The sequence below is a fragment of the Cellulosimicrobium cellulans genome, assembly GCF_007679345.1.
GTDB classification, from domain to species: Bacteria; Actinomycetota; Actinomycetes; order Actinomycetales; family Cellulomonadaceae; genus Cellulomonas; species Cellulomonas cellulans_A.
Genome location: NZ_VEGH01000017.1, coordinates 62,188 through 87,206, shown reverse-complemented (window position 1 = coordinate 87,206; position 25,019 = coordinate 62,188). Strand labels below are relative to the sequence as shown.

General features: G+C 74.0%; 22 protein-coding genes. 10 read left to right on the top strand and 12 right to left on the bottom strand.

The genetic code is table 11. The features are described from left to right. Window positions 1–76 precede the first annotated feature (76 nt). Window positions 77–1,897 (top strand): SpoIIE family protein phosphatase, encoded by a 1,821-nt coding sequence (locus FS882_RS18630; RefSeq protein WP_262348403.1) that lies wholly within the window; start codon window positions 77–79, stop codon window positions 1,895–1,897. Window positions 1,898–1,995: 98 nt separating this feature from the next. Here the strand turns inward: FS882_RS18630 and FS882_RS18625 are convergent, their stop codons facing one another. The 8 genes from FS882_RS18625 to FS882_RS18590 form a co-directional block, all read right to left on the bottom strand. Then, a complete protein-coding gene (locus FS882_RS18625; RefSeq protein ID WP_158375390.1) occupies window positions 1,996–2,322 on the bottom strand; it encodes an ANTAR domain-containing protein in 327 nt (108 codons plus the stop codon). Window positions 2,323–2,376: 54 nt separating this feature from the next. Beyond that, the gene (locus FS882_RS21440) at window positions 2,377–2,589 is read right to left on the bottom strand and encodes a hypothetical protein (protein WP_222848263.1); all 213 of its coding nucleotides are present in this window, start codon (window positions 2,587–2,589) and stop codon (window positions 2,377–2,379) included. Between the two features lie 362 nt (window positions 2,590–2,951). Continuing rightward, on the bottom strand, window positions 2,952–3,911 hold the full coding sequence (locus FS882_RS18615) for a hypothetical protein (protein WP_158375386.1): 960 nt from the start codon (window positions 3,909–3,911) through the stop codon (window positions 2,952–2,954). After that, window positions 3,893–4,666, bottom strand: coding sequence for a signal peptidase I (locus tag FS882_RS18610; RefSeq protein ID WP_158375384.1), 774 nt, complete (start codon window positions 4,664–4,666; stop codon window positions 3,893–3,895). The genes FS882_RS18615 and FS882_RS18610 overlap by 19 nt, the downstream gene beginning before the upstream one ends. 95 nt (window positions 4,667–4,761) lie before the next feature. Next, on the bottom strand, window positions 4,762–5,562 hold the full coding sequence (locus FS882_RS18605; protein WP_158375382.1) for an alternate-type signal peptide domain-containing protein: 801 nt from the start codon (window positions 5,560–5,562) through the stop codon (window positions 4,762–4,764). A 78-nt stretch (window positions 5,563–5,640) separates the two neighbouring features. Then, window positions 5,641–6,561 carry a hypothetical protein gene (locus tag FS882_RS18600; RefSeq protein ID WP_158375380.1) on the bottom strand — a complete coding sequence of 307 codons (921 nt, stop codon included), beginning with the start codon at window positions 6,559–6,561 and terminating at the stop codon, window positions 5,641–5,643. Continuing rightward, window positions 6,558–7,232: a hypothetical protein gene (locus tag FS882_RS18595; RefSeq protein ID WP_158375378.1), complete on the bottom strand. Its 675-nt coding sequence runs from the start codon at window positions 7,230–7,232 to the stop codon at window positions 6,558–6,560. Before FS882_RS18595 ends, FS882_RS18600 begins: the two co-directional genes overlap by 4 nt. After that, on the bottom strand, window positions 7,229–10,240 hold the full coding sequence (locus FS882_RS18590; protein WP_158375376.1) for a hypothetical protein: 3,012 nt from the start codon (window positions 10,238–10,240) through the stop codon (window positions 7,229–7,231). Before FS882_RS18590 ends, FS882_RS18595 begins: the two co-directional genes overlap by 4 nt. Window positions 10,241–10,615: 375 nt before the next feature. Here FS882_RS18590 and FS882_RS18585 point away from each other — a divergent pair, with 375 nt between their 5' ends. Further along, entirely contained in the window at window positions 10,616–13,192 is a 2,577-nt protein-coding gene (locus FS882_RS18585) for a helix-turn-helix transcriptional regulator (protein ID WP_158375374.1), read from the top strand. Between the two features lie 80 nt (window positions 13,193–13,272). Here the strand turns inward: FS882_RS18585 and FS882_RS18580 are convergent, their stop codons facing one another. Beyond that, window positions 13,273–13,749 carry an ATP-binding protein gene (locus FS882_RS18580; RefSeq protein ID WP_187365377.1) on the bottom strand — a complete coding sequence of 159 codons (477 nt, stop codon included), beginning with the start codon at window positions 13,747–13,749 and terminating at the stop codon, window positions 13,273–13,275. Between the two features lie 248 nt (window positions 13,750–13,997). On the opposite strand from FS882_RS18580, the gene FS882_RS18575 reads away from it, so the two are divergent. From FS882_RS18575 to FS882_RS18550, 6 genes are all read left to right on the top strand, one after another. After that, complete coding sequence (locus tag FS882_RS18575; protein ID WP_187365376.1) at window positions 13,998–14,423, top strand: GAF domain-containing protein; 426 nt, start codon at window positions 13,998–14,000, stop codon at window positions 14,421–14,423. Between the two features lie 1,447 nt (window positions 14,424–15,870). After that, window positions 15,871–16,467, top strand: coding sequence for a hypothetical protein (locus FS882_RS21175; protein ID WP_187365375.1), 597 nt, complete (start codon window positions 15,871–15,873; stop codon window positions 16,465–16,467). Next, window positions 16,442–17,848, top strand: a complete 1,407-nt coding sequence (locus FS882_RS18565) for a hypothetical protein (RefSeq protein ID WP_187365374.1) — start codon at window positions 16,442–16,444, stop codon at window positions 17,846–17,848. The genes FS882_RS21175 and FS882_RS18565 overlap by 26 nt, the downstream gene beginning before the upstream one ends. Before the next feature lie 198 nt (window positions 17,849–18,046). Next, on the top strand, window positions 18,047–18,535 hold the full coding sequence (locus FS882_RS18560) for a hypothetical protein (RefSeq protein ID WP_158375364.1): 489 nt from the start codon (window positions 18,047–18,049) through the stop codon (window positions 18,533–18,535). A 127-nt stretch (window positions 18,536–18,662) separates the two neighbouring features. Beyond that, on the top strand, window positions 18,663–19,097 hold the full coding sequence (locus FS882_RS18555) for a hypothetical protein (protein WP_158375362.1): 435 nt from the start codon (window positions 18,663–18,665) through the stop codon (window positions 19,095–19,097). Then, window positions 19,067–19,360, top strand: coding sequence for a hypothetical protein (locus tag FS882_RS18550; protein ID WP_158375360.1), 294 nt, complete (start codon window positions 19,067–19,069; stop codon window positions 19,358–19,360). The genes FS882_RS18555 and FS882_RS18550 overlap by 31 nt, the downstream gene beginning before the upstream one ends. Before the next feature lie 62 nt (window positions 19,361–19,422). Here the strand turns inward: FS882_RS18550 and FS882_RS18545 are convergent, their stop codons facing one another. Further along, complete coding sequence (locus FS882_RS18545; RefSeq protein ID WP_158375358.1) at window positions 19,423–19,767, bottom strand: hypothetical protein; 345 nt, start codon at window positions 19,765–19,767, stop codon at window positions 19,423–19,425. 418 nt (window positions 19,768–20,185) lie between these two features. Between FS882_RS18545 and FS882_RS18540 the strand changes: the two genes are divergently transcribed. Together FS882_RS18540 and FS882_RS21170 are read left to right on the top strand one after the other, a co-directional pair. Next, window positions 20,186–22,111, top strand: a complete 1,926-nt coding sequence (locus FS882_RS18540) for an ATP-dependent nuclease (protein ID WP_158375356.1) — start codon at window positions 20,186–20,188, stop codon at window positions 22,109–22,111. Between the two features lie 415 nt (window positions 22,112–22,526). Further along, on the top strand, window positions 22,527–22,682 hold the full coding sequence (locus FS882_RS21170; protein WP_187365373.1) for a hypothetical protein: 156 nt from the start codon (window positions 22,527–22,529) through the stop codon (window positions 22,680–22,682). Between the two features lie 343 nt (window positions 22,683–23,025). Here the strand turns inward: FS882_RS21170 and FS882_RS18535 are convergent, their stop codons facing one another. Together FS882_RS18535 and FS882_RS18530 are read right to left on the bottom strand one after the other, a co-directional pair. Then, window positions 23,026–23,856, bottom strand: a complete 831-nt coding sequence (locus FS882_RS18535; protein WP_158375354.1) for a class I SAM-dependent methyltransferase — start codon at window positions 23,854–23,856, stop codon at window positions 23,026–23,028. Between the two features lie 286 nt (window positions 23,857–24,142). Continuing rightward, window positions 24,143–25,009: a hypothetical protein gene (locus FS882_RS18530; RefSeq protein ID WP_158375352.1), complete on the bottom strand. Its 867-nt coding sequence runs from the start codon at window positions 25,007–25,009 to the stop codon at window positions 24,143–24,145. Between the last annotated feature and the right edge of the window lie 10 nt (window positions 25,010–25,019).

The following is a 25,019-nucleotide window of genomic DNA, read 5'->3' as shown; positions in this document are numbered from 1 at the left end:
TGGCGGAGCCGGTCGCGGCCACGTCGGTCGCGCCCGCCCGGCACGACACCAGCCCGGCGGAGAGGTCGTGAGCGCCATGACGGAAGGCGGCGTCGAGCCCTGGCCGGAGCCCGCGGGTGCGGCCGCACGAGCGGACCGGCTGCGGGGCGAACCCGAGCGGACGGGTGCGGCCCGACGCCTGCTGTCGGCGGTCGGGGCGGCCCCTCTGGCGCACGTCGCGCGGCGGGCGCGCGAGGCGCTCGGCGCGCAGAACGCGCAGATCTCCGTCCTGTCCGACGTGCGGACGATCGTCGCCTCGGCCGGTGAGCACGCGGAGCCGGTCGGGGCGACGGCCCCGCTGGAGGAGGTCGCCTGCACGATCACCGCCGTGGGCGCGGAGCCCCTCGTGGTCGACGACGCACGCACCGACCCCCGGTTGCGCGACCTGGGCCCCGTCGTCGACGGCCGGATGCGCTCCTACCTCGGCGTCCCGCTGGTGGACGGCGGTGGCCACGTGCTCGGCGCCCTGTGCGTGTACGAGTCGCGGGCGCGGACCTGGACGCCGGCGGAGATCGAGGGGATGCGCGACCTCGCGGCGACCACGACGGCCACGCTGGAGGCCGCGGCCGGCGCGGCCACCGCGGCCTCGCGCCGGCACGCGCTGCTCGCGGCGGTGAGCGACGACCTCGCGTCAGCGCCGGACGTGCTCGACGCGGTCCGCCGCCTCACCCGGCGGCTGGTCCCCGCGCTCGGGTCGTGGTGCGTCATCACCATGGTCGACGAGCGGGGCCGGCTCCGGGACCTGGCGAGCCGGCACGTCGACCCCGACCGGTCGGACCTGGTCGCGCGGTACGCGGCCCTCCGTCAGCACGACCTGTCGCCGGAGGCGCCCCTGCACGAGGCGATCCGCACCGGGGAGCCCGCGCTGGTCCCGGACGTGCGCGCCCTCAGCCCGCTCGTCCTCGCGCGGGCCGCCCGCTGGCTGCTGGACGAGCTCGATCCCCGCGCCGCCTGCACCGTGCCGATGCGCGGGCCCCAGGGCACGGTCGGGGCCATCTCGCTGTTCCTCGACGACCACGAGCCGGACCTCGCGCCCGACGAGCTCAGCACGCTCACCGAGCTGGCGGACCGGGCGGGCAGGCTGCTGGCCAGCACGCGCCGGCACGAGCGGCACCGGGAGATCGCCGAGACCCTGCAGCGGGCCCTGCTGACACCACCCGTCGTGCCCAGGGGCGCCCGGATCGCCGCCCGGTACGTCGCGGCCGCCGAGGCCGCCCACGTCGGCGGCGACTGGTACGACGCCTTCCACCGGGGTGAGCGCGACTGCCTCCTCGTCATCGGCGACGTCATGGGCCACGACGCCCTGGCCGCGGCGCAGATGAGCCAGGTCCGCAGCCTGCTGCGCGGCATCGCCCTGGCCACCGGCGCCGACCCGGCCGAGGTGCTGCAGCGGCTGGACGCCGCGCTGGCCGACCCGCGCCTGGAGACGATCGCCACCGCGGCCGTCGTCCGCCTGGAGCCGACGGACGACGGCACCGGTGCCACCGCGGTGCGCTGGGCCAGCGCCGGGCACCTCCCGCCGGTGCTGGTCACCCCGGACCGCGCCGTCGCCGACCTGCCGGGCGCACGTCCCGGACTCGTTCTCGGGGTCGACCCGTCCGCCGAGCGACGCAGCGGGTACGCCCGCGTCCCCCGAGGCTCCCTCCTCCTGCTGTTCACCGACGGGCTCGTCGAGCGCCGGGGCGAGGACCTGCACGCCGGGCTGACCCGGCTCCGGGACCTGCTGTCCGACCTCGCGGACGCGGCCGGCGGGCCCGACGCACTCGATCCCGAGGACGTCCTCGACGACGTGCTCGCCCGCATGGTCCCCCGCGGGACCGGCGACGACGACATCGCGCTGCTCGCCGTCGTGCTCTGACGGCCGCTCCCCGCGCGGTGGCGGCGGGCCGCCCGCGGCGAGCGACCGCGATGCGGGACCGTGGTCCCGTCCTGGTGGTCGCCGGACCGCTGCTCCGGTCAGAGCGCGGCGTCCGGCGACTCACGTCGCGTCGCCACGTCCGCCGGCGGCGTCACCCGCCCCGCGACCTGGGCGACGATCCTGCGCGCGAGCGTGCTCATCTTCTGGTTGCGGCTCTGGGACGCCCGGCGCAGGATCGCGAACGCCTCCGGGGCGTCGCACCGGTTCTGCGCCATGATCACGCCCAGCGCCTGGTCGATCGCCCACCGGGAGCGCATGGCCAGCTCCAGGTCGCGGACCCGTCGGCGCAGGGCGGCGTTCTGCGCCAGGACGGCCGCCATGACGTCGTCGGGGTCCGTTCCGACCTGTCGGCTCGTGCGTGGCAAGGCTGCCGTCCTCCCCGGCGGCGCGCGCGGCACCGCCCCCGCTGATCTGGTCGCTCACCGCGCGTCGCCCGCCGCCCAGGACCGGTGCGGCCGCGCCCGGGCACTGCCGCCCGCACGCGGGTCAGGCGCCGGAGCGTGCGCCGCTCCCGCCTTGCGGACCCGGTTCTCGTTCCACACGCTCCAGTCCCGCGGGATCCGCGCCTGGGCGAGCCACTGCTCGCGGTCCGCCAGGTAGAGCCGCACCACGGCCGAGGGCAGTCGGCCCACGGCGGACACCCGCAGCCCTCGGCGCCTCGCCCAGGCCCGGATCGCCGCCGCCGTCACCGGCGTCGCGTGCAGCTCGAGCGGGCCGTCCCCGCGCGGCCTCGCCCCAGGACGCGGACCGGTCGGGGCCGGGAGCCGCCGAGGCCCGGCGGCCGCACCCACGTGCCTGCTCCACGCCGCCAGGTCGTCCATCGCGGCCCGGACCGCGCTCGAGTCCGGGTCGCCGGCGTGGACCTGGCGCTCCAGCACGCGCAGCGCGCGGACGGCGCCGCGGGCCGCGGCCGTCCGAACCGCTCGCGGCGGGCTCGGCTCCACGCCTGCCGCGGACGCTCCGGCACGGGTTCCCGACGAGTGCGGCACCGGGATCATCGGCCTGCCTCCGCCACGAGCACCGCGCCGACCGGCCATCCGCACCGGCCGCAGGGCAGCGGCGCGTCCGCGCCGGCCGGGTCGTCCGGGCGGCCGCGGGGCCGGTCGTCGACGACGGCGCCGCAGACGCCGCAGCGCGGGCGACGACGCGCCGCCGATCGCGCCAGGCACCCCGCGGCGAGCAGGCCCAGCGCGACTGCCAGGGCCCCCAGCAGGTGCGTGCCGGTGACCGCGAGGGCGGGGACGTCCTCCGGTCCGGTCTCGCCCTGCAGACGAGCCTCGACGTCGAACTGCAGCACCGGTTCGTCCCCGCCCGCCGCGCTCACCTCGGCGGGCACGGCGAACCCGACGGTCACCGCAGCGGTCTGGCCGCGCGGGACCCGGACCTGCGCCACGGCGACGCGTCCTCCGGGTCCGCGCAGGGTGGCGAGCCGCTCGCGGCCCGCGACTCCGGCGACGTCCCACACCAGCTCGACGGCGTCGGCGACACCGCCCGCAGGCGCAGCGGGCGTCACGTCGGTGAGCAGCAGGCTCACCGTCATCACCGCGCCGCCCGGGCCGGCGTTGGCGAGGTGGAGCGTGCGCTGCGCCTGGTCGCCCGGCACGGCGACGCGGTCACCGACGAACGTGGCCTCGGCAGTCGCGTACCTGCGCCCGGTCCAGTCCAGATGGGTGGTGGGGCCGTCCCACTGCGCGCGCACGGCCCCGGAACCAGACGCGCCGGTACCGACCACGGCTGCCGTACCCGAGCCCGCCGGGAACACCGGCTCCGCGGCCGAGGGCTCGGCGCCGCCGGCCGGCCCGCCGGCCGCGCCCGTGCCGGTACCGGCGTCCGGGGCTGGGGCGGCGAGAGCGCTGGCTCCGCCGAGCGCGAGCGCGAGAGCCAGCACCCACGCAGCTGCACGGGCGGCGGCGTGCGGGCCGCCGTGGGCGGAGGTCAGGCGGGAGGTGCGCATGATGCCTCGTTCGTGGAGGAGGGACGGGTGCCGGCGCGCAGGGCGAGCTCGCGTTCTCGCACCGCGAGCTCCCGCTCGCGCAGGACCAGCTCCCGTTCGCGGAGCTCCTGCTCGCGCGACTCGCCGCCCTGCGGGGGGTGGTCGGCGGCGGCCGGCGGGCCACCGAGCGGGCCGGGGACCAGGACGGCGCGGGTGCGCGGGCGCCGGGAGCTGCTCACCACGGCCCAGCCGAGCGGCACCAGCACCGCCAGCACGAAGACGACCGGCCGGTGCTGCTCGGCCCACTGTCGCGCCCAGCCCAGCCGGGGCAAGCCGTACAGCAGCGTGCCGCGCACCTGCTCCGGGGACACCGGCTCGTCGACCGCGGTGTTGGCGTCGCCCTGGGTGATCAGGCGGCAGCCGGTGCCGTCGTCGAAGGTGCCGATGGTCTTGCCGACGACGCGGTGGGTGATCAGGGCCGGGTCGTCCGGTCGCGGCAGGTAGGTCACGACGTCGCCGACGCCGACCTCGGCGCAGACGTCCCGGGGCGTGATGCCGCGGGTGACCACGACGTCCCCGGGCGCGAGCGCGGGCTCCATCGAGCCGCTGAGCACGGTGAGCGCCGCACCCCCGGCGAGCCGCGGGACGACCGCCAGCGCGACGACGAGCCCGACGGCCGCGACCGTGAGCGCCGTCGCGACCACCGCGGCGGCGGTCCGCCACGGCGAGTCGTACCAGGGTGCAGCCGGACGGGGCCGGCGCGGTGCGACGGACATGAGGGCTCCCTGCGGACGGATTCGGACGCGGCGGACGGGTCGGGCGTCCCGAGGGCGGGGGCGACGGCGCCCGCCCCCGGGACGAGGCGGCGGCGTCAGAACTGGGCGCCGGTGTCCCGGACCTGGGTGAGCTGGAGCGTGAGCCCGGCCAGCGTGCTGGCCAGCGTCGCGTCCGTCCGGCCCGTGACCGTCGTGTCGGCTTCGCTCCAGGTGAAGTCGCCGTCGGTGTCGGTGAAGAACGAGCCGTAGACGACGACGGTGAGGTCCTCGGTGGTCCCGGACATCGGGAACACGGTGGTGGTGGCCGCGGCGCCGCCCACCGCCCCGGCGGCCGTGGCGTCGGAGGCGCCGTCGGCCTGCCCCGTGCCCGGCGCGGCGAGGTGCAGCAGCGGCGCGTCGGCCGTCGCGGGCAGTGCCGTCTCCTGCACCACGAGGCTCCCGGCCTGGTAGATCTCGTAGCTGTAGGACAGCCCCGAGATCGCCCCGGTCCGGTCGTCCAGTCCGTCGAGGGACAGCAGGCCGACCAGGTTGTCGCCCTCGAGCGTGACGTCCGCCGAGAACGTCGCCGCGACCTTGTCGCCCGGGACGATCCGCCAGGTGCTGGCGTCGGCCGGGTCCAGGCTGTGGCCGGGCTGCGAGCCGTCGGTGCCGGGCACCGTCTCGGTGGCGTCGGTGCGGTCGCCGGACACGTCCCAGAACGTGGTGTCGCGGGTCGCCACGACATTCAGGTCACCGGCGGTGATGGTGCCGCCGGAGAACGTGTCCGACGCCGACCACAGGGCGAAGGTCGACCCGCCGAGCAGCAGGGCCGCGCCGCCGGCGACCCAGAGCAGGCCGCGGCGCCGCCGGGTCTCCTCGCTGACGACGACGACCGGGGTGGGGGTGGAGGTGCTCATCGTGCTCTCCCTCTTCGGTGGGGCCCCGGGGTGGGGCGGGCTGGGCCGGCGACCGGGCGGTGCGCCGGGGCTGGGGGGTCAGGGGTCGGTGGGCGGCGCAGCGCCGCTGGTGGCGAGCGTGGTGACGGCCGGGCTGAGCGTGAGGGTGACGTCGGGCTCCCCGTCGGGGTCCGGGTGCAGCACGGCCCACCAGTCGTCGTGCGCCCGGGAGGTCGTGCCGTCCTCCCCCAGCGCCGCCACGGAGCCGCGGCCGGCGTAGGTCCCGCTGGCGTCGAGCAGCGGCGGGAACGCGACGCCGGCCCGCCACTGGTCCAGCGCCCGGCTCGACGTGCCGTCCGCACCCCGGGCGACGACGTGCACGTCGTTGGCGTACCGGCCGTCGGGGTCGTGGTTCCAGGTGAGCGCGACGCACCAGGTCTGGGTCACCGGCTCCCCGTCGGGGTTGGCGCCGGGCTGCTGCAGCACGTGCTGCGCGGCGGCGTGGGCGTGCACGTTGCGCGGGGCCTCGCCCTCGGCGGGCGCGGGCGCGGCGGGGACGGCCGAGCAGTCCGTGCCGTCCGCGCCCGCCGCCGGGTAGACCGACATGGTCGAGCCCGCCAGCACCGTGCCGGGGCGCGCCACCCCGCCGGACAGGTCGTGGCGCGTGCCGTCCGGCGCGACCTGCGCGGTGACCTGCACGTCGTAGCTGAGGCCGGCGATGCCCAGGGCGGCGCCGGTGGCGGTGAACCGCCACAGCACGGGCTCCGGGTCCGGGCCCATCCGGTCGAGCACGTCCGCGACCCGGGATCCGGGCAGCGTCAGCACGACCGCCCCGCCCGCCGAGACGGTCGGCGGGGCGCCCTCCGACCCGGCGGCGAACGCCACGGAACCCGTCTGCACCATCGGCTGCAGCACGACGTCGTCGACGGACCAGAGCGCATGGGCCGCGGTCACCAGTCCGAACACGACGACCGCCGTCGCCTGGGCGGTGACCGCGACCCGCGCCCCGCGGCGGCTCACGGCGCACCCCCGGTCTCCACGAAGCCCGTGCCGTTCCGCACCTGCTCGAGCCGGAGGATCAGGGCCCCGGGGGAGAACGCGCCGCTCACCGCCGGCCGGCCCTCGGGGTTCCAGAAGTGGTCCCCCACCACCTCGACCCGGACGACGACCCGCCACTGGTGGGCCACCCCGGCGTCGTCGCCCGCGATCGCCGGCACCTCGACCAGCGTGCCCGCCGGCGCGTCGCCCGTGGCGGGGGCGACCTGGCGACCGTCCGCGTCCTCGACGTGGAACGACGACGTGTACCGGCTGCTGTCCACGGAGGCGAGGTGCCGCACGGAGAAGCCGGCGCGCAGGTTGTCCCCGCGCAGCCGCGCCGTGACCGGCTGCACCAGCCGGACGACGTCGCCGGGCATCGCCACGAACTCGAGGGCGTCGCCCGTGAGCAGCCCGGAGGCGGGCGCCGGCACCCCAGGCGTGACCTGCTCCCAGGTGCCCTGCCCGAGCTCGGCGTCGAGGTCGCCGGCGGTCAGCACCCCGCCGGAGGCGGTGTCCCGGCCGGACCACAGGGCGTGGGTGCCCGCGCCGACGACCAGGGCCGTGACCAGCCCCGCGGCCGCCGCGGCGACCGCGCCGTGCCGCGCCGCCCGGTCCCGCCGCCGGCCGGCCGCGCCCGGCGCCCGCGCGGTCACGGTGCCACCGGGCCGGTGGTCGTGTCCACCGGCACCAGGGAGGTGCAGGCGAACAGCTCGGCCGCCTCGCCGATGCCGAGCCGCGGGACGGTCCCGACGACGCCGCCGTCCCCGAGCCGGGTGTCGGTGTCGGTGACCACCGCGTCGGTGAGCACGGTCGCCCAGTCGTCGGCGGAGGTGTTCGTCACCGTGTACACGAAGCAGACGGGTTCCCGGTCGGTCAGCCGGGCGTCGGCCGGCGCCTCGGTCCCGGTCGACCGGATCCCGGCGGCGCTCGTCGTGTCCGTCATCCCGACGTACGCGCGCTTCGCGATCGCCAGCGTGGGGTCGGTGGCGTACAGCGCGGCCGTGACGGCGGGCACCACCAGGCCGTCGTACGCCGGGTCGGCCGACTGGACGGTGTGCGCGACCGTCGCCGGTGTCCCGGCGGGGACGTCACCGGCGGCCGCGGTCACCGTGACGGGGTCGGCGGACCGCCCGCCGGCCGGGATGACCGGCGACGTGGTGCTGAGGGCCACCCCGTGGCCGGTCGCCGTGTCGTCCAGGACCGCGGTGAACGTCAGCCCGGCCACCGGCGCCGGCGCGTCCGCGCGCACGCCGAGGGTGTACGCCTTGCCTGCCGGCTCCCCCGCGACGAGCGCGAACCGCGCCGGGTCGACGGTCAGCGGGTTGCGGAACGTCACCTGGTCGTCCGTGCTGCCCGCGTCGGACGTGTTCGCGAACCCCCGGGTCGAGGTGACGGCGCCGGCGCGGACCGTCGCGCTCACCGTCGCGGAGTCGTCGACCCGGGCCACGACCTCGAACCGGGTGCCGCCGGAGCCGGCGACCTCGGTCACCGACGCCACCCGCGGGGCGATCCGGGCCTCGTCCAGCGTGTCCGCCGTGGGGGCGACCGTGAGCTCGACGTCGTCGGCGGTCAGCGAGGCCGGGTCCAGCGGCAGGGTCGACGTCACGGTGTACCGCAGGTCGCGGACCGGCGTGGGGTCGGCCTGGTCGGCAGCCTGATCGACGGTGAGCTCCGGCGCGCACGACCCGGACAGCGGCACCACCCGGGAGTACTGGGACGACTCGGCGACGATGTCCACCGGGTCCCCGCTGCCCGCGCCGGCCGCGAACGACTGGGTCTGCACCCGGACGTAGCCGCCCACCTCGCCGGTGGCCGGGTCCACGGGGACGGTGCCCGCCCGCTGGTCGGCGACCCACCGGAGCCGGTCGTCACCCGCCAGGGGCAGCGCGAGGGTGGCCGTCCGGTTGACCTGGGTGTCGTAGTGCTCCTGGCCCAGGAACACCTCGGCGGTGCGGTCGGCGGTCCAGTAGTAGGACACCCGCACCGGCATCTTCGGGGTCTGGTTGGCGGTCCCCGTCAGGGCGGTCACCTCGACCTGGGCGGAGCACGTGCCCTCGGCCTGGACCACGGCGGCCGAGCGCGGGTACCAGGTGCTGATCTTCCGGTTCGACGAGTTCGAGGCGTTCGTGAACATCACCGTGCCGGTGCCGGTCTCCTCCGTCTGCGCACCGTTGCTGCCACGGGCGGTGCTCGACACGCCCGGGCCGAAGGTGTTGCGGTCGACGGTCACGCGGCCCGCCTGGTACAAGCGGATGGCGGACTGGCCCGCGTACCCCTCGAAGTGGTTCTCGACGATCCCGAGGTTGCGCTGGGTGGTGTTGTTCGCCGTGGCGGTGTTGCCCTGCAGGTAGATCGCGTACGGGTTCAGGCCGGCGGTGGTGCTGGTGCTGACCACGCCCGGCTCCGCCCGCACGAACTCGTTGCGCGCGATCAGGTTCGTGCCGTGCATCGCGATGTACGGCAGCACGATGAACGCGCCGTACTTGGTCGGGTCCGCCGTGGCGGCGCCGGCGTTGTACCGCCGGTTGTCCAGGAACCGGTTGTCGGTGATCGACAGGTCCCGCAGCGTCACCCCGTAGGACGTGATCGAGGTGTTGTTCGCGAGGGTCTCGCCGTCGCCGAACGCGAAGGCGAACACGCCCTTGGTCGCCGGCATGTTGCGCACGGTCGAGTTCCGGAAGGTGAAGCCGGTGACCTGGATGCTGTTGTTCGTGGCGTTGCGGGTGCGGAAGTCGGTCAGCGAGGTCGCGCAGCCGGTGCCGTCGGTGGCGGTGCACGTCCCGGACGTCGGGTAGTCGAACAGCACGTCGTCGACCGTGTAGCTGGTGAAGGTCGTGTTCGCCGCCGAGTCGAACCAGAGCAGCCCGCTGCGCGAGGCGTTGGCGGTCGTGCCCTTGTTGTGGTGCGCGAACCCGCCGACCGTGTAGTGCCGCAGCACGATGTTGCGCGACCCGCTGGTGAAGGTGAGGAACCGGTCGGCGACGTTCGACGCCCGGGTGCGGGTCTCGCCGCCCTCGATGAGCACGCGATCGGCGTTCGGGCCCATCACGAACGACGACCCGGACCCGAAGATCTGCGAGGCGTTGCGGATGACCACGTCGGGGCCGTCGACGTAGAACGCCGCGCCCTGGGACGTGTCGTAGGCGCCGTCGTTGATCGACAGCCGGTTGTCGAGGTCGATCACGACCGGCGCGGTGACGTGGTAGAACGCCCCGCCCACGTCGTACGTCGAGACCCGGCCGGCGGTGCTCCCGGTGGCGGTGGGATACATCCAGTTCGGCCGGTTCGACGCCGCGGCGGTGTTGCTGCCGTCGGGCTCGACGTTGCCCGCGAGCCCCGGGGCCACGGTGATCTGCACCTCGCCGGCCGGGCGGCCCAGCGCGTTCGACTCCTCGAGGGCCGCCCGGAGCGTGCAGGTGCCCTCGGCGGTCGCGCACTGCCCGTCCCCCGGGGCGGCGTCCCGACCCCCGAACTCCACGGAGTCCACGACCAGCTCGTACGACGCCGCGCGGGCCGGCAGCGCCACCAGGACGGAGACGGCGATCAGGGCGGCGGTCGCCACGACGGCGAGCGCGCCCCGCAGCCGGGCGCGGGGTCCGCGGTCGGCTGCGGGGCGCAGCGACCGGCGTCCCGCGGGAGTCGGGCTGGTCGTGGACTCCACAGTCGCACCTCCGGGGTCGTGGCGTCGCGCGAGCGGCGCGCGGCCGGGTCGGTCGCACGGGGTCGGCCTGTGCGTCCGGCGGAGTGTGTCCGCGGGCCCAGGTTGGGCGGGCCACGGGCCGCCTGCGCACGGCGGGACCGCACGTCGGGTAGGTCCGCAGGGCCCGGCGCGTACGACGCCCCGGTCATCCGCGCAAATCGCCCCCAATGCCGGGCCCGGCCCGCGCAACCGCGGGGACCGGCCCGCGGCGGTCCGCGCCACGGGTCCCGGTTCACCTACCTCAATCCCGGCCCCGTGACGGGGGCGGACGCGGGACGGCGTCGGGGGTGGAACGTTTTCGCCGCCAGATGACCGCCGGCAGAGGGGAACGCGATCGTGGAGTACGCCACCGAGGACAGCACCGACGGCGGCGAGGTCCGCCCGGTCCGGCCGGCGGGTGGCGGCATCCGGCGGCCGCTGGCGGAGGAGATCGTGGACTTCCTGTCCGAGGGCGTCAGCGTGCACCTCGTGGGGGTGGCCGGCTCCGGTCGGTCCCACGCGCTCGCCTCGGCCGCGGACCTGCTCGGCGAGGGTGGTCGCCGCGTCGTCCGCCTGGCCGGGGTCCGGCCGCTGCGCGACCGCCCGCTGGCGGCGCTCGCCGTCGCGGGGGTGCCGCTCGCGACCGGCCAGGGCGCGGCGTCGCTGGCCGCCGCCGTCGACGCCCTCGTGCAGCGCGTCGAGACCCCGGGCACGGTCGTCGTCGTGGACGACGGCGACGACGTGGACGAGGTCAGCCTCGGCGCGCTCGCCGCCGCCCGCGCCCGGGTCCCGTTCCCCGTCCTCGCGGCGGCCCGCCCCGACCCCGGCACGGCGAGGGCCGCGACCCTGACCGCGCGGACGCAGCCCGCGGTCCGGCTGCGGGTGGGTCCGCTGCGGCTGGACCAGGTGCACGCCGCGGTGCACGAGATGCTGCCCGGGCTCGTCGAGGCGACGACCGTCGCGCGGCTGGCGACCCTGTCCGGCGGGCTGCCCGCGCTGCTCCGCGCCGTGGTGGCCGCCGGACGCCGCACCGGGGCGCTGTCCCGGCAGCAGGGCGTGTGGCGCGCCCGCGGCGACCTGTGGGACCCGATGCTCGCCGCAGCGGTCGAGCCGCTGCTGCAGGACCTGGACGCCGCCGAGCGCGACGCGCTGGGTGCCGTCGCCGCGGCCGGCGAGCTCGAGGTCGCCGCGTCGGCCGCGCACGTCGGGCCGGGCCTGCTCGCGCGGCTGCACGCCCGCGGGCTGCTCACCGTCACCGGCACCGGAGGTCGCGAGGTCGCGACCGTGTACCCGCCCCTGCTGGAGGACTACCTGCAGCACGCCGCCTCGCTCGCCGACCCGCCCGGCCCCGACCACGGCCTCGGCGACGGCCGCGCCGAGCCGGCCTCCGCCGTCGGGACGTCGATCGACCGCCAGACGGTGCCGGTGCTGTCCCGCCGGGTCTGGCAGCACTGGCGCCGGGTCTCGGAGGACCTGCGCGAGCAGTGGCAGGCCGACCCGTGCTCCCGCACGGCCCTGGAGCTGGTGCGCGCCATGAACGCCGGCGGCGCGGACCCGCGGCTCATCGAGCACGTCATCGCGTCGACCGACCGGCCCGGCGACGAGCCCACCGACCGGGCGGTCCTCGACGCCTGGTCCACGCTGTACCGCGTGCTGTCCCGGCGGCGGCTGGAGCCCGTCGACCCGGCCGCCGATCTGCAACCCGAGGCCCCGGGCCAGGGCGGCCTGATCGAGGCGGTGCGGCTGCACACCGAGCTGGTGCTGGACCGCGTCCCGGAGGTGCGTCCCCTCCTCCGGGCGCCGGGGCAGCCGGAGATCGAGGCCGACGCGCACGCGCTCGCGCGCCTCGGGTCGCTGCTCGCGGCGGGACGGGTCGGCGACGCCCAGGACGAGGTGCGGACCGTCGCGCGACCGCGGACGGCGCACATCCTCGCCCAGCACCACGACGCCTACGACGGCCTGGCGGACGTCCTGAGCGGAGACGTCGAGGCCGGGACCGCCACGGCGACGCGCCACCTCGCCCGCGCGCTCGACGACCTCGAGCCCGACGCGATCCAGGCGCACGCCTACGTCGGCGCGCTCGGCCTGGTCCTGCGCGGCCGGCTGGACGAGGTCGAGCAGCTGCTGACCGCCGTGCTCACCGTGCCGGGCGCCACGCCGGTCAGCGCGCACTTCCGCGCCGGGCTGCTCGGCTGGGGCGCCCAGATCGCGCGGTGGCAGGGCCGCGAGGACTACGCGGCGCGGCTGTGGTCACAGGGACAGGACATCGGGGCGGGCGCCGGGCCCTTCCCCGGGATGCTCGCGTTCGCGCCGCAGGCCGACGTCAGCCCGGCCGACCTCGGGGCGCAGGTCTGGGCGCTCGCCGCCGACCGCTCGGCGCGGGGGTACCACGTCCACGCGCTGTTCCTCGCCGGCACCGCGCTCGAGATCCCCGTCGCCGACCCGGACCGCGCCGCCGCGATCACGCTGGCCGCACGCGAGGTCCAGGGGCGCCTGCTCCCGGCGGTGGCGCGCTACGTCGACGCCGCGAGCCGGCGCGACGAGGCCGCGCTGAGCACCGCGGCGGCGGAGCTGGACGCGACCGGCGACGTCCTGCACGCCACCGCCGCGTCGGTCGCCCGCGCCGTCGCGCTGCACGAGGCCGGCCGTGCCACGGAGGCCGGCGACCAGGCCGAGGCCGCCTGGGGCCGCGCCGGCGGCTTCGGCACCGCCCGCCGCGCCCTGTTCGCGCCGCTGCGCGCCGCGGTGGGGCTCTCCGGGCGCGAGCAGGAGATCGCCGCCCTGCTCGGCGAAGGGCTGAGCGCCTCCCGCGTGGCCTCGGTGCTCGGGGTGTCCCACCGGACGGTCGAGGGCCACATCCTGCGGGCCTGCCACCGGCTCGGGGTCACCACGCGGGACCGGCTCGTGGCGATGGCGCGGACGTGGCTGCTCTGAGCGGCGCGGCCCGGGCGGGCGGCGAACGGCACGACCCCAGCAGCCGGTGGCCGCGTCTCGCCGGCCGGACCGCCGAGCGGTCAGATCGACAGGGTGAACCACACGGTGTTGCCGGTCCGGCCGGAGCGACGCCCGTGGCCCCACTCGGTCGCGAGCATCGACACCAGCCGCAGCCCCTGCCCACCGGGGGTGTCCGGGTCCGGGCGTCGCACCCGCGGCCGGCCGGCGCAGCCGTCCGAGACCTCGACCCTGACGCAGTCGCTGTCGGCGCTGAACCGCACCTCGACCTCGCCGCCGGGCCCGTGCACGATCGCGTTGGCGACGAGCTCGCTCGTCAGCAGCTCGATGTCGGGGAGAGACTCGCCGGGGACCCCCGTCTCGCGGGCTCGGTCGCTCGCCCAGTGCCGGGCGATCCACACCGCACCGCGCCGCGGGGGGACGTGCAGCGCCAGGACCGTCCTCGGCGGACCGGCCCCGGAGCGCTCGCGCCACCACCGGGGGGATCCGCCGTCGAGGTCCTGCAGCAGGACGTGCACCTCGTACGCGTCGCTTCTCAACGGTGACCCCTCGCGTCCCGGCGCGCCTGCGATGCCCGATGCGGACCGCGGCGCGACCGCCGGGAGTCGTCGAGGCTGACGACGGTACTGAGTCAGGATCGCACGCCCGGTTCGATCCGTCCTGTGCTGCAGTCATCGGCCTTCCGCGCGGAAAGTGCCACACTGGCGGGGTCGGAGTCGACCAGGCGCCCACGAGGGCGTTCCCTCGCCGGCCGTGGCGCAGCTCGCGCCCGAGAGCCGGTGAGATCGTGCACGAGATCCTCGACGCCTTCGCCGATGCCGCACCCTCGCGGACCGGGGTCCCCGCCTGCAGCGTGATCCTGCGCACGGGCGACCGGTTCGACCAGGTCGCGAGCAGCGATCCCGCCGCGGCGGAGTGCGACCAGCTCGAGGTGGACGACGGGGCAGGCCCCTGCCTCGAGGCGATCCGCCGGCTGAGCAGCGTGGTCGCGGACGACCTCGACGTCGACGCGCGCCGGCCCCGGTGGAACCGGTGCGCACGGGGCCACGGCTACCGGTCCTTCGTCGCACTGCCGGGCTACGTCGACGAGATCACCACCGTCGCGCTGAACGCCTACAGCCGCCTGCCCGCCGCGTGGACGCGCGACGAGGTCGTCCGCATCGACCGGTACGTCCAGGAGGTGGCGACGACGCTGCGCGACCAGGGCAGGTGAGGACGTCCCCCGGCCCCGGCGCGGGCGACCGCGGTGACGACCAGGGAGAGACGACGCGCGGTGCGGTCACGTGCCCCGGGCACGCGAACGGCCCGCCTCCTGCGGGACGCAGGTGACGGGCCGTCGTGCTTGCTCCCTCGACTGGATCGGGTCGAGCCCGAGCAGGTGGTCCAGGGCGGCGTGCCACTGCTCCTTGGTGAGCGCCCTCGCCGCCGCCCGCGCCGGCTCGGGCTGGGTTTCGCGCCGCGCTTGAGGTCGACGTTCATGCCGTGCAGGGAGTTGGCCGGCAGCAGCTCGTCGCGGACGAGCTGGAGAGCAGGTACTTGGACATGACCGTGCGGGCCTGTCATGCGCTCTCGTCGACGTGCATCGCCGCGATTTCCTGCAGGCAGCCCTCCAGGACGCGGAACCGGGTGCCCGAGGCGATGGAGTGCTTGGCCGGGACCTGGTGCGCCGGTGCTCGGGACAGCGTCCGAGTAGCCAGTCGAGCACCTTGAGGTAGTGCCGCACGGTGTTCGGGTGGTCGTTGGCCCGTTTGACGGCGGGCCGGCTGATCTGGTCGATGTAGTCAGCCACGTCGCTGGTGGACTTCCAGTCGCCCGCGTGCCCGGCCTTGGCGATCTGCTCCTCGGCGCGGGCGCGGCGCTTGAGCTCGCCCTTGGTAGTCGCCTGCGACCGGGATCGGATCAGTCGGGCATCGGGTAGGTGCAGGCTCGACCGCACCAGCCAGGCCGAGCGGCCCTCGTCCCAGGTGGGCGTGGCTCGGTCGATGGAAGGCTGCCCGGGTTCGAGCCGGGTGGTCGCCGCGCGCCGTGAGGTCATGACCCCGAGCGTCGGGGAACCAGCGGGTAGGTGTCATCTGGTCACCCACCGAAGGAACATTCCAGGCGAGTCAATGGACGAAACGCCCAGACGTTTCCCGGCGACCCAGGACCGCATTCGGGACAGACGCGACACTTGCTATCAAACCTGATCGGACAACGCATACCACTCATTCAACACAAAGCGCGCAGCGGTGTTCTATGACACCTGTGAACATCGCTACGCTCACCAGCGCGGAAGGAGCCGCCACCATGAGCACGTACGTTGACCCTGCACAGCAGTCCCCGCCCACTGGCTCTGCTGTCGTCCCCACCGACCCGGCTGGCTCTGCTGCTGAGCCGGGGCGTTCGCGTCGTCCTCGGTGGGTGCTGGTGCTCGCGGTGCTGGCTGTGCCGGCCGTGGTGAGCACCGCCGATGTGCTCGGCTACCGGGCGTGGGCCACCCGCCGTCAGATCGAGGCAGCGTCGGCGGCCATCACGGCGACCAGCGAGCAGACCACCGCCGAGCAGGCTGCGCTGGCCGAGCCCCCCGCGGGCTGCACGCCGGCACCGCCGAGCAGGTCCTGGACGACCAGACCCGCACCGCACTGGCCGAGGCCATCACCACGGCCGAGGCGGCCGTGAAGATGGATCTGCCGACTGCCCGCGACGACCAGCCCTTCGCCGAGGTGCTGGCCGCCCAGGACCAGGCCGACGCCGTGCTCGCCGAGGTCACCGCGGCCACCACCGGGCTGCAGGAGACCTGCACGGCGGTCCAGGACTCGCACGAGGCCTGGCTGCTGCAGCAGGCCACCACCGAGGCGACCAAGCAGACCACCACCCTCGCCGACGTCATCAGCGCCGCTGATGAGCGCCTGGCCGAGACCGAGGGCGCTGTGGACGACAACATCGTCCGCCAGGCACTGCGCGACGTCCTCGACGCTGCGACCGCCGTGGAAGCAGCCACCCCCGCCGTCACCGTCGCGACCCAGGACGCCCAGCGCGACACTGCGCTCGCCCACACCGACGCCGCGCGCACCGCGCACGACGCGCTGGACGCCGCGGTGCAGGCACGCACCGACCGGATCGCCGCCGAGACTGCACGGCCCCCTCGCACTGATCCAGCACCCCGATTTCGCACTGATGGGTCCTGGCCCCGCGCCCGACGCCCAGGTCACGAGACCCGGGCGCCCGGAGCTCCCGTGATCTGGCCGTCGGGTGCAGTCGCCGCTCGGGTCACGTAGCGTGGGTCGACCAGCACTTAAGGGCCCCGTCGCCCCCTCGGCTCGCGACGGCTCCCGTTCCGCGCTCGCCACGCTGTTCATCGGCGTCATGATGCTGCTGACGTCGGTGATCGTGTTCGACTGGTCGCACCGTCACGAAGCCACCCGGGCCGACCCGTACCCAGATGCGAGCACCGACGGGCTCAACGTGGAGCACACCGAGTACCACCAGAGCCCTGCGCACGATGGTTCGTCGAGCGCACCGACGGTCACCAGCACGGCCCCGTCGACGACAGAGTCACCGACCGACTCGAGCCTGCGATCGACCCCGGTGCCGACGACCGGCCGTTCCGACGTCTGGGCACCGGGGCTCGTCGTGTCGGTCGCCGCGCTGCGGGTGGTGGACGGCGCGGACGCGATCCGGGACCTGGTCGCCAGCGACGTGCACACCCCGGGCCCAGCCCTCGACATCCACTGGACTCCGGGCTCGACCGGGCGCTTGCAGATCGTCGCCAGGACGCCGAAGTACCTGCTGCCGCAGATCGACCGGGTCGGGTACCTGCTGCCGTCTGGTCAGGTCGCCCCGCGGTTCGACTCCGACGGCGACGGCGAGGTCGACACCGGCCATCCGCACTGCATCATGCTGCCGGCTGATCAACATGCCCCGCACATCAGCGTGCACCCGGGCCTCAGCGTGGTCGCCGCGGAGAGCGTCGAGAACTTCGCGCTCGGTCCTCAGGACGTCCTGTACTTCGAGTGCCCGACGGACCCCGGTGTGTTCGGCATCGACGCGACTCACCCGCCGACCGTCGGCGTCTCCGTCGTCTGCGAGTACGAGGATCTCTTGCTCGCAGAGAGCGACCACCCCGCGTTCGTCAGCCAGTGGCTACGCCTCGACGAGCACTCGGCGATCGACCGGCTCGCCGGCCATCACCCGGCCGAGACGGACGCCGAGGCGCACGAGCGTCGCGCGTACGGGTGGTCCGAGATGTCCGATGCGCGGGTGTCCGTGCACGTCCAGCCCGAGACCGGCACCGGCGCCGTCCACACGCTGCTGCCGAACGCCGACGAGGTCACCACGACCGGCCACGTACTGCACGACCGGCTGCGCGACGGTCACCTGTCCGTGATCGCACGCTGGCGCGAGGGGCCCGTCGATGACCGTTCGGGGTTCGTCCAGCTCAGCCTGCTCACCGCCGGGGCAGCCCTGTCGCTGCTCGCCGAGACGGTGCTCAGGGCGACAGGCGCTGGCCGCGGCAAGATCCGTCTGATCGCGGTCCTCGCTCTGGCCGTTGCCGTCGGCTGGTTCTCCGGGGACACCATCGCGCGTGGTCTCGCCGCAATGGGAACCGCCGGCATCATCGTCGGGTTCGTGTTCCTGGCCGCCGCCGAACCTGAGTGATGCGCATCCGGCACTGGTAACCGGCCACGTCAGCCCTGTCGACCATCCGCGGGCGCACTCGATGGGCTGACCGTGTCCGGTCGTAGCGTGAGCGTGTCGCGCGTCGAGCCAGGCCCCCTGCAGGCTCGGCGCGCGACGCTCCGGTCCCGTCTTCTTCGCCGCTCGCGCACCGGCCCGAGTTCGGGGCACCATGACCACGTGACCGAAGGTGAGATCGCGCTGCTAGCCGCTGGGATCGGTGCTGCCGCGGCCATCGCGGGCACGGCACTCACGCTGATCGCTCAAGCGTGGCGCGATCGTCGGACATGGCGCCGTGATCAGCGGGTCCGAGCCGCGCTTCAGTTCCTGCGAGAGGTACACCGAGTCGACCTGATGCTGTCGCGACACGACCGGGTCGGCGAGGTCGGTGACGTCCTCCCGGATCCGAGGTGGCGGGCAGACGTGGCCATGGACCTCGCGGAGATCGAGGTGTTCGGCAGCAAGCGGCTCGCCCAGGCCGGAGGCGCCGTCTACCGGGCCCTGCAGCGCCTTCAGGACGAGGGTGCGACGATCGGTGCGATGGCCGAGGCCGAGGAGGCCGAGGAGCGCTACCGCAGGGTTATGCAGCGTGATCTTGGGCTCAGGAAGACCTCCCTGAGCGAGCACGAGCTCGATGACGTCGAGACGCAGGCGTACCACCCGGGTTGAGACCCGCACAGCTTCACGATCTCGTACGCGGAGCAGTTCGTTCGCCGGTGAGGCGCCTGCTGCTCCGTTCCGGTGACCCCCGCGCGGAGCCGCCCGCGTTCGTGCCCTGTGATGTCTACGGTGGCGTGTGCTCTCAGCCGAGGCGACCCCGCTACCCGTTCCGCCGGTCGTGATGCCCGCCGATCCCGTGTACCGCGTGATCGTCGCCGGCGACGCGCTGGACGTCTGGACGCTGGTGATCAACGCGGTGATCGGAGTCGCCACCGTGATCACCCTCATCTGGACGGTACGGACCACCCGTCACGAGACCCGGGTCAGCGCCGAAGAACGCAGAACGCAAGCGACCGAGCGCGCACGCCAACGCCGAGACCAGGAGCGCGAGCAGGCGAGCCACATCGTCGCCTGGTCGCAACAGGTGTCCGTCGTGCAAGAGGAGGTGGACGACGAAGGCGTTCCACACGTCTACGAGGTCGGGCGACCAGGACGATACGGCTGCACAACACCTCGCCCGCGCCTGTCTACGACGTTCGCGTGCGGTACCGCTGGGCGGGCGGGGGTCTGAGCATCGCGTTGACGTGGGACCACCTGGTGCTGGTGCCTCGCGAGGATCCGCTGGAGATGGATGTCGCTCCGATCCACGGCGCGTCGTCCGACCTGCTGCTCTCGATGACGTTCCGCGACAGCGGGAACCGCTGGTGGCGACGAGACGAGCACGGGAACCTGATCCGCGTGCGGGAAGCCTCGCCCGGGAAATGGCTCGCGGACGACGGCGACGGCGGTTGGGTCCCGACGACGCGCGTGCTACCGGTCAACCGTCCGGGTTGACCGGCGAGCACGAGCCAGCCGGGTCCTCGAAGGCCCCGGGCGCTGCGTCCCGTGCACGCCTCTCACATGAGGCCGAAGTTGCCACAAGTACGGCACAACCACGCGTCGGACGCCCCGCCCAGGAACTCCACGCCCTCGGCGACCCGCGCAGCGCGAGCCTGGTCGTCCCGATCAGCCAGCTCGCCGGGCGTCATCCACTCCAGGTCGCTCGACCCGCACTCGCTGCACGCGCGACGGAACAGCTGCGCGACGCTCCGATCGCTGCCGTCGAACAGCCGTAGCTCGTCGTCCTCGAGACGGTGCACGTGCGTCGCAGGCGCACGGCCCGGACCGCGCTCCGCCGCGCGCTGCGCCTTGCGCCGTACCTTGGCTCGCGCGTCGCGACGCGCCTTGCTGTTCTGCCCCATGGCCGGCGAACCTACTGCGACGGCCACGCCCAAGACCGCGGGGTCGTGGTCGACGCGCCAGAACCACAGCCGAACGGGTGAACCGCTCGCGCTGGCCTCGAGCCGGACTCCTTCGTCGCACCACGAGCTCAGTCATCCGGACCGGCTCGAGCGTACTGAGGGGTCACGATCGCCCGCCGCGGTCCCTGGGGCATTCGCCAGGGCCGCATCCGGACGCACGGGTCTCGGCACCAGCCGCACATCACCTCAAGGCCGGCGCACCCAGATCAACCGGACCCACCGTCCGGGCACCGGCCACCACGAGCCCATCGCCTGACCCGAGCCCCGAACCCGACCCCACGCACCACCCTTGGACTAGCCGAGTGAAGAGGGTGCCGCGCAGGTCCCGGCGTCAGCGTCGACCGCTACGTTGACGAGCATGAAACTCGTGAAGGCGAAGATTCGCCGCTACCGCAGCATCGAGGAGCTCGACGAGTTCGAGATCGAACCGGACGTCACGTGCCTCGTCGGCAAGAACGAGTCGGGCAAGACGGCGACGCTCCAGGCCTTGTTCAAGAGCCGCGCCATCGACGGCACGCGGTTCGACGACAGCCTCGACTACCCGAGCCATCGCACCCGCGAACTGCGTTCCGATGACCCGATCGACGTCAGCACGCTTACCTACGAACTCGAGGACGACGACGTGGCCGCCGTCGAGGCGGAGCTCGGTCCGGGATCCTTGGTCTCCCGATCGATGACGGTTACGACGGGCTACAAGCGCAAGGGCGGCGGGACATTCAGCTTCACCATCGACCAGTCGGCCGTGGTGCGCCACCTCCGCGGAGACATGGAGCTTCCGGCGAGTACCGCGGCCGCGGCGGATAACGCCACGAGCGTCGCCGATCTCGTCTCTGCACTCGAGGCGATGGAGGGCCCCACCCCGGGTAGCACGGCGGTGATCGCCAAGGTCGGGTCCTGGCGGCTTGCGAGCCCGGATCACAAGGCGATCGACATCCTCGACGCGCGCCGGCCCAAGTTCGTCTACTTCGGCGACTACGACGTGATGCCCGGGAAGGTCTCGATCCCTGACCTCATCCAGAAGCGGGACGACGAGGAACTGTCGCGCGGCGAGCAGGCGCTCCTGGCTCTGCTGCGGATCTCTGGCGTTGAGCTTGAGGACTTCCTGAACCCGGAGAGTCACGAGCACCTTGTCCGGAGTATGGAGAACGCCTCGAACTCGATCAGCGACGAGGTGTTCGAGTACTGGACCCAGAACACCAACTTGGCCGTACAGCTGAACATCATGGGAAGCGCCGAGTCGAACACCGCCTCGACGGCCCGCGGCGCGCGTGCGCCGTTCATGCAGATCCGTGTCCGCAACACCCGGCACAACGTGAGCGTGCCGTTCGACGAGCGGTCGCGGGGCTTCGTGTGGTTCTTCTCGTTCCTGGCGTACTTCTCCGAGCTGGAGCAGCAGGCCGAGCAGCCCCTCGTGCTCCTACTCGATGAGCCGGGCCTGAGCCTGCATGCGACAGCACAGAACGACCTCCTGCGCTTCATCGACGAGCGCCTGGCCTCGACGCACCAGGTGATCTTCACGACCCACTCCCCGTTCATGGTCGACGCCCACAAGTTCCAGCGTGTTCGGACGGTCGTCGATGACGTGAAGCTCGGGACGACGATCTCGGCAGACGTCCTTCGGGTTGACGGCGAGACCGCGTTCCCGCTCCACGCAGCGCTCGGCATCGAGTTGACTCAAACGCTCTTCGTCGGAACGAACGTCTTGTTCGTCGAGGGCGCGTCCGACGTCATCTTCCTCAACTACCTGTCGGACCAGCTCAAGGCCGTGGGCCGCGAAGGGCTCGACGAGCGCTGGGTGATCGTCCCGGGCGGTGGCATCACCAAACTGCCGGCCTTCCTCACCCTGTTCGGAGCGAACAAGATCACCGTCGCGGTCCTGACCGACAGCTCAGAGGACAACGACGTCACGATCCGGAAGCTCCGGGAGGCGGGCAAGCTCTACGCTGCGGGGATCGTGCAGGTCGGCGACGCGCTCGGTCGCGACGAGGCGGATGTTGAAGACCTCTTCGAGCCCAAGTTCTACGTCGACCTCGTGAACGAGGCCTACGAGGGCGCTCTCAAGGGACAGCCGCTCACCGTGGAAGAACTGCCCGCTGGCGAGCGCCTGGTAGTGCGCGTCGAGCAGGCGTTCGCTGCCCGCCCGGTGGGCAGCGGCCGTCTGAACCACTACTCCCCCGCGGGTGCGCTCCTCCGGCGGAAGGCAACGGGCTCTCGAAAGCTGCCTGCCGCCGTCCTGGACCGCGCGGAGCGGCTGTTCAGGAAGGTCAACCAGCTGCTCGCTTGAGACTGACCCCGCGTCGACGTCGGGAAGCCCTGGTGCACGGGGCGTGGCGCCCGGCGTGAGTCGCCGCCCTCCTGGGCGCACTCGGCCTGCCCGACGCGCCGCTGCCCGAACCCGCGCCGTTGCCACCGGTACGCGATGGGTTCGGTCGCGGGCTGACTGGCCTTCGTGATCGTGCTCGCCTCCCGCGCGCCCTAGCTTCGCTTCCAGACCTGCACGCCGGGCACTCGTCCCCTGCGACTTGGGAGACACGTCCTAGCACCGCGCACCGCCGCCAACTGCGCATTCGCCGCAGATCGAACATATGTTCGATACTGGGCTGGTGGTGGACAGGGTACCGATGCGTGACATGGCGCGGCAGGCGCCGGCAGGTGCGATTGCCGGGCAGCGCATCACGCGCCCGGCGTCCGCCGTGCCGGTGCGAGCCTGGATCCTCGACGCCCGCGGCAGGGACCTCGAGGTCGACGGCGAGGCTGTGGCGTGGACACCTCGCGTCGTGCACGTGCGGTACCTCGACGAGCACGGACGACAGGGCTTCGTGTGGGTCTGGGCGTCGGCGGTGACCCGCCGATGAGCCTGCCGCAGCAGGTCCCCGGCGGGATGGAGCGGATCGCAGCGGCAGTCGCTCTGCTGGACGCCCGCGAGGTGCCAGCCGGCATCGGGTGGGGAGCGACGGCGATAACAGCCGAGGCGGGCCGCGATGGCTGCCCGCTCCGAGGCTGGGCCCGGGGCAGGAGGCACAGCGCGCCGCAGGCGCGGCCGGCACCCGCCGGTGCCCTCAGGGCGCCGGGTGGCTGGTCGTGACGTCCTACGCCGGTGAGCTCGGCCGGGTCGACGTCTCGTCGAGCGCGCACGTTCCGCGGCTGCTCACCGGCGATCGCCACGGCCGGTGCCTGCTGCGCAGGACGACGTCATGCTCAGGACGGGCGCTGTCCGGCGGCGAGCAGGTGGCCCGTTGCGCCCAGGAGCGCAGGCTCCCGCTCGGTCGAGCGGATGACGGCCAGCAGGCGGTCGCGCGTCGCGGCGTCGTCCAGTAGGGCGTCGATGTCGGGCGCCATGTGCGCGACGCCCTCGACCGCGACCGGACCGTCCACCGCCAGCCCTGCGGCGGCGAGCTCCTCGCGGAGCTCGTCCGGCCGGTGGAAGTAGGCGGTCGTGAACCAGTCGGGCCGGCCGGTCGGATTCTCGTGCACCCCGGTCGCCACATCCCGCGCGACGACCTCCGCCCACTCCGGCTCACGCAGGAAACCCGCCGCGACGCCGTCCAGCGCCGAGGCCCACCGCGAGATCGCCGCAGCCACGACCACCCCGCCGGGGCGCAACACGCGCGCCGCTTCCTCCAGGACGAGCCCCCGGTCAGCCGGGTCGGGCAGGTGGTAGAGCGGGCCGAGCAGGAGCACCACGTCGGCACAAGCGTCATCGAACGCGAGCCGCCGAGCGTCGCCTTGGCTGACCGAGGCGAGCGGGTGCGCCACGGCCGCGCTCGCCACCTCCGCCTGCCGAACGTGCACCGGGGACAGGTCGACGAGGTGCACCTCGTACCCGTGGCCTGACAGTGCGAGGGCGTAACGTCCGGCAGCGCCGCCGACGTCCAGGACGACCGCCGGCGGCTTGGGAATCCAGCGGCGCAGCAGCTCGTGCGTCCGCAGCTCCTCCAGCCGCCCCTGCCCGCGGTCGAGCCTGCGCTGCTCGTGGCCCAGGGCGTAGTAGGCCTGCACACCGGAAGGGACCTTGAGCAGCGCGTCCATCACACGATGATCTCGGCATCCCGGAACCGGTGTCCAGAGACTCATGGCGGTTGCCGATCCCGCGGCGACCAGCACCACCTTCGCACCACAGTCTTCGCGAGCATCCGCACTCGAGTCTTGGCGAGCATCCGCAACGAGTCCGCGGTGCGGGACCGCGATCTTCGTGGCCAGCGTCCTGGCGAAGGTCGTCTTGCCCGCGGCAGCGTTCGTTGCCCACTACTCGAACTCGGCGCGGGAGCCACGAGGACACGCTCGGCACCCTAGCCATCGAGCGGTCATCCATGGGCTAACCCGAGGTCGATGCGGCGTCAGGCAGCCCCGTGCAGCCGGCGTAGCTGCGCGCACTCCTCCAGATAACGAGGACGGCTGTCGCCGTCACTACGACGACGCAGGTGAGCGGCTCCCACCACGCGGCGGTGCCGACGAAGACGCGAAGGGGCATCGCGACCACAGCGGCGAACGGCAGGTACGAGCCGACCGTCATGGACATGTCGCTTCCGTGCAGCACGAGGGTCGCGAGGGTCGCGATGGGGACGAAGACGCCGATGAGGCTGCGCCGAGGACCGTCGCCGTCGCCCGTCGCGATGCGCGCAGCAGTGGCGGACCCCCGAGCCGCGATCGTCGCGAATGTGATCACGAAGAGCAGCAGGAACAAAGCCGCTGGCTTTGCGATCAGGGGGATGACATCGGCCTGCTGGGTCGCGGCCAGAGCGATCGCCGCGGTCGCGCCGACGGCCAGCATCTGGGCGACGGCGAGCACAGCATGACCAAGGATCCGCCCCGCGAACTGCGATCCGGTCGTAGTCTGGCCGCTGTGGGACTCGCCCTCCGGGTAGCCGTGGTCGCGCAGCGTGCTGTGGAAGACAAAGCGCATGAAGATCGCCATTGAGAGGTAGAACAGGCCGCCGAAGCAGTACGCGATGAGCAAGCGATTGCTCGACGTGTCGCTGACGACGAGCGGGGCGCTGACGGCGGCCTCGCCGACGAACGCGTCCTGCAGTGCCTCGGCCACGGGGTCTCGGCTGGCGCCTCGATCGCCGATCGCAGCGCCGACGACGATCAGGGTGTAGACCAGGACGAGCAGGGCAGCCGTCGCGTACAGCAGGCGGCGGTGAGCGAGCCGGTCGCGGATCTCACGCTCGGCGACCTGCACGGTGCTGCGC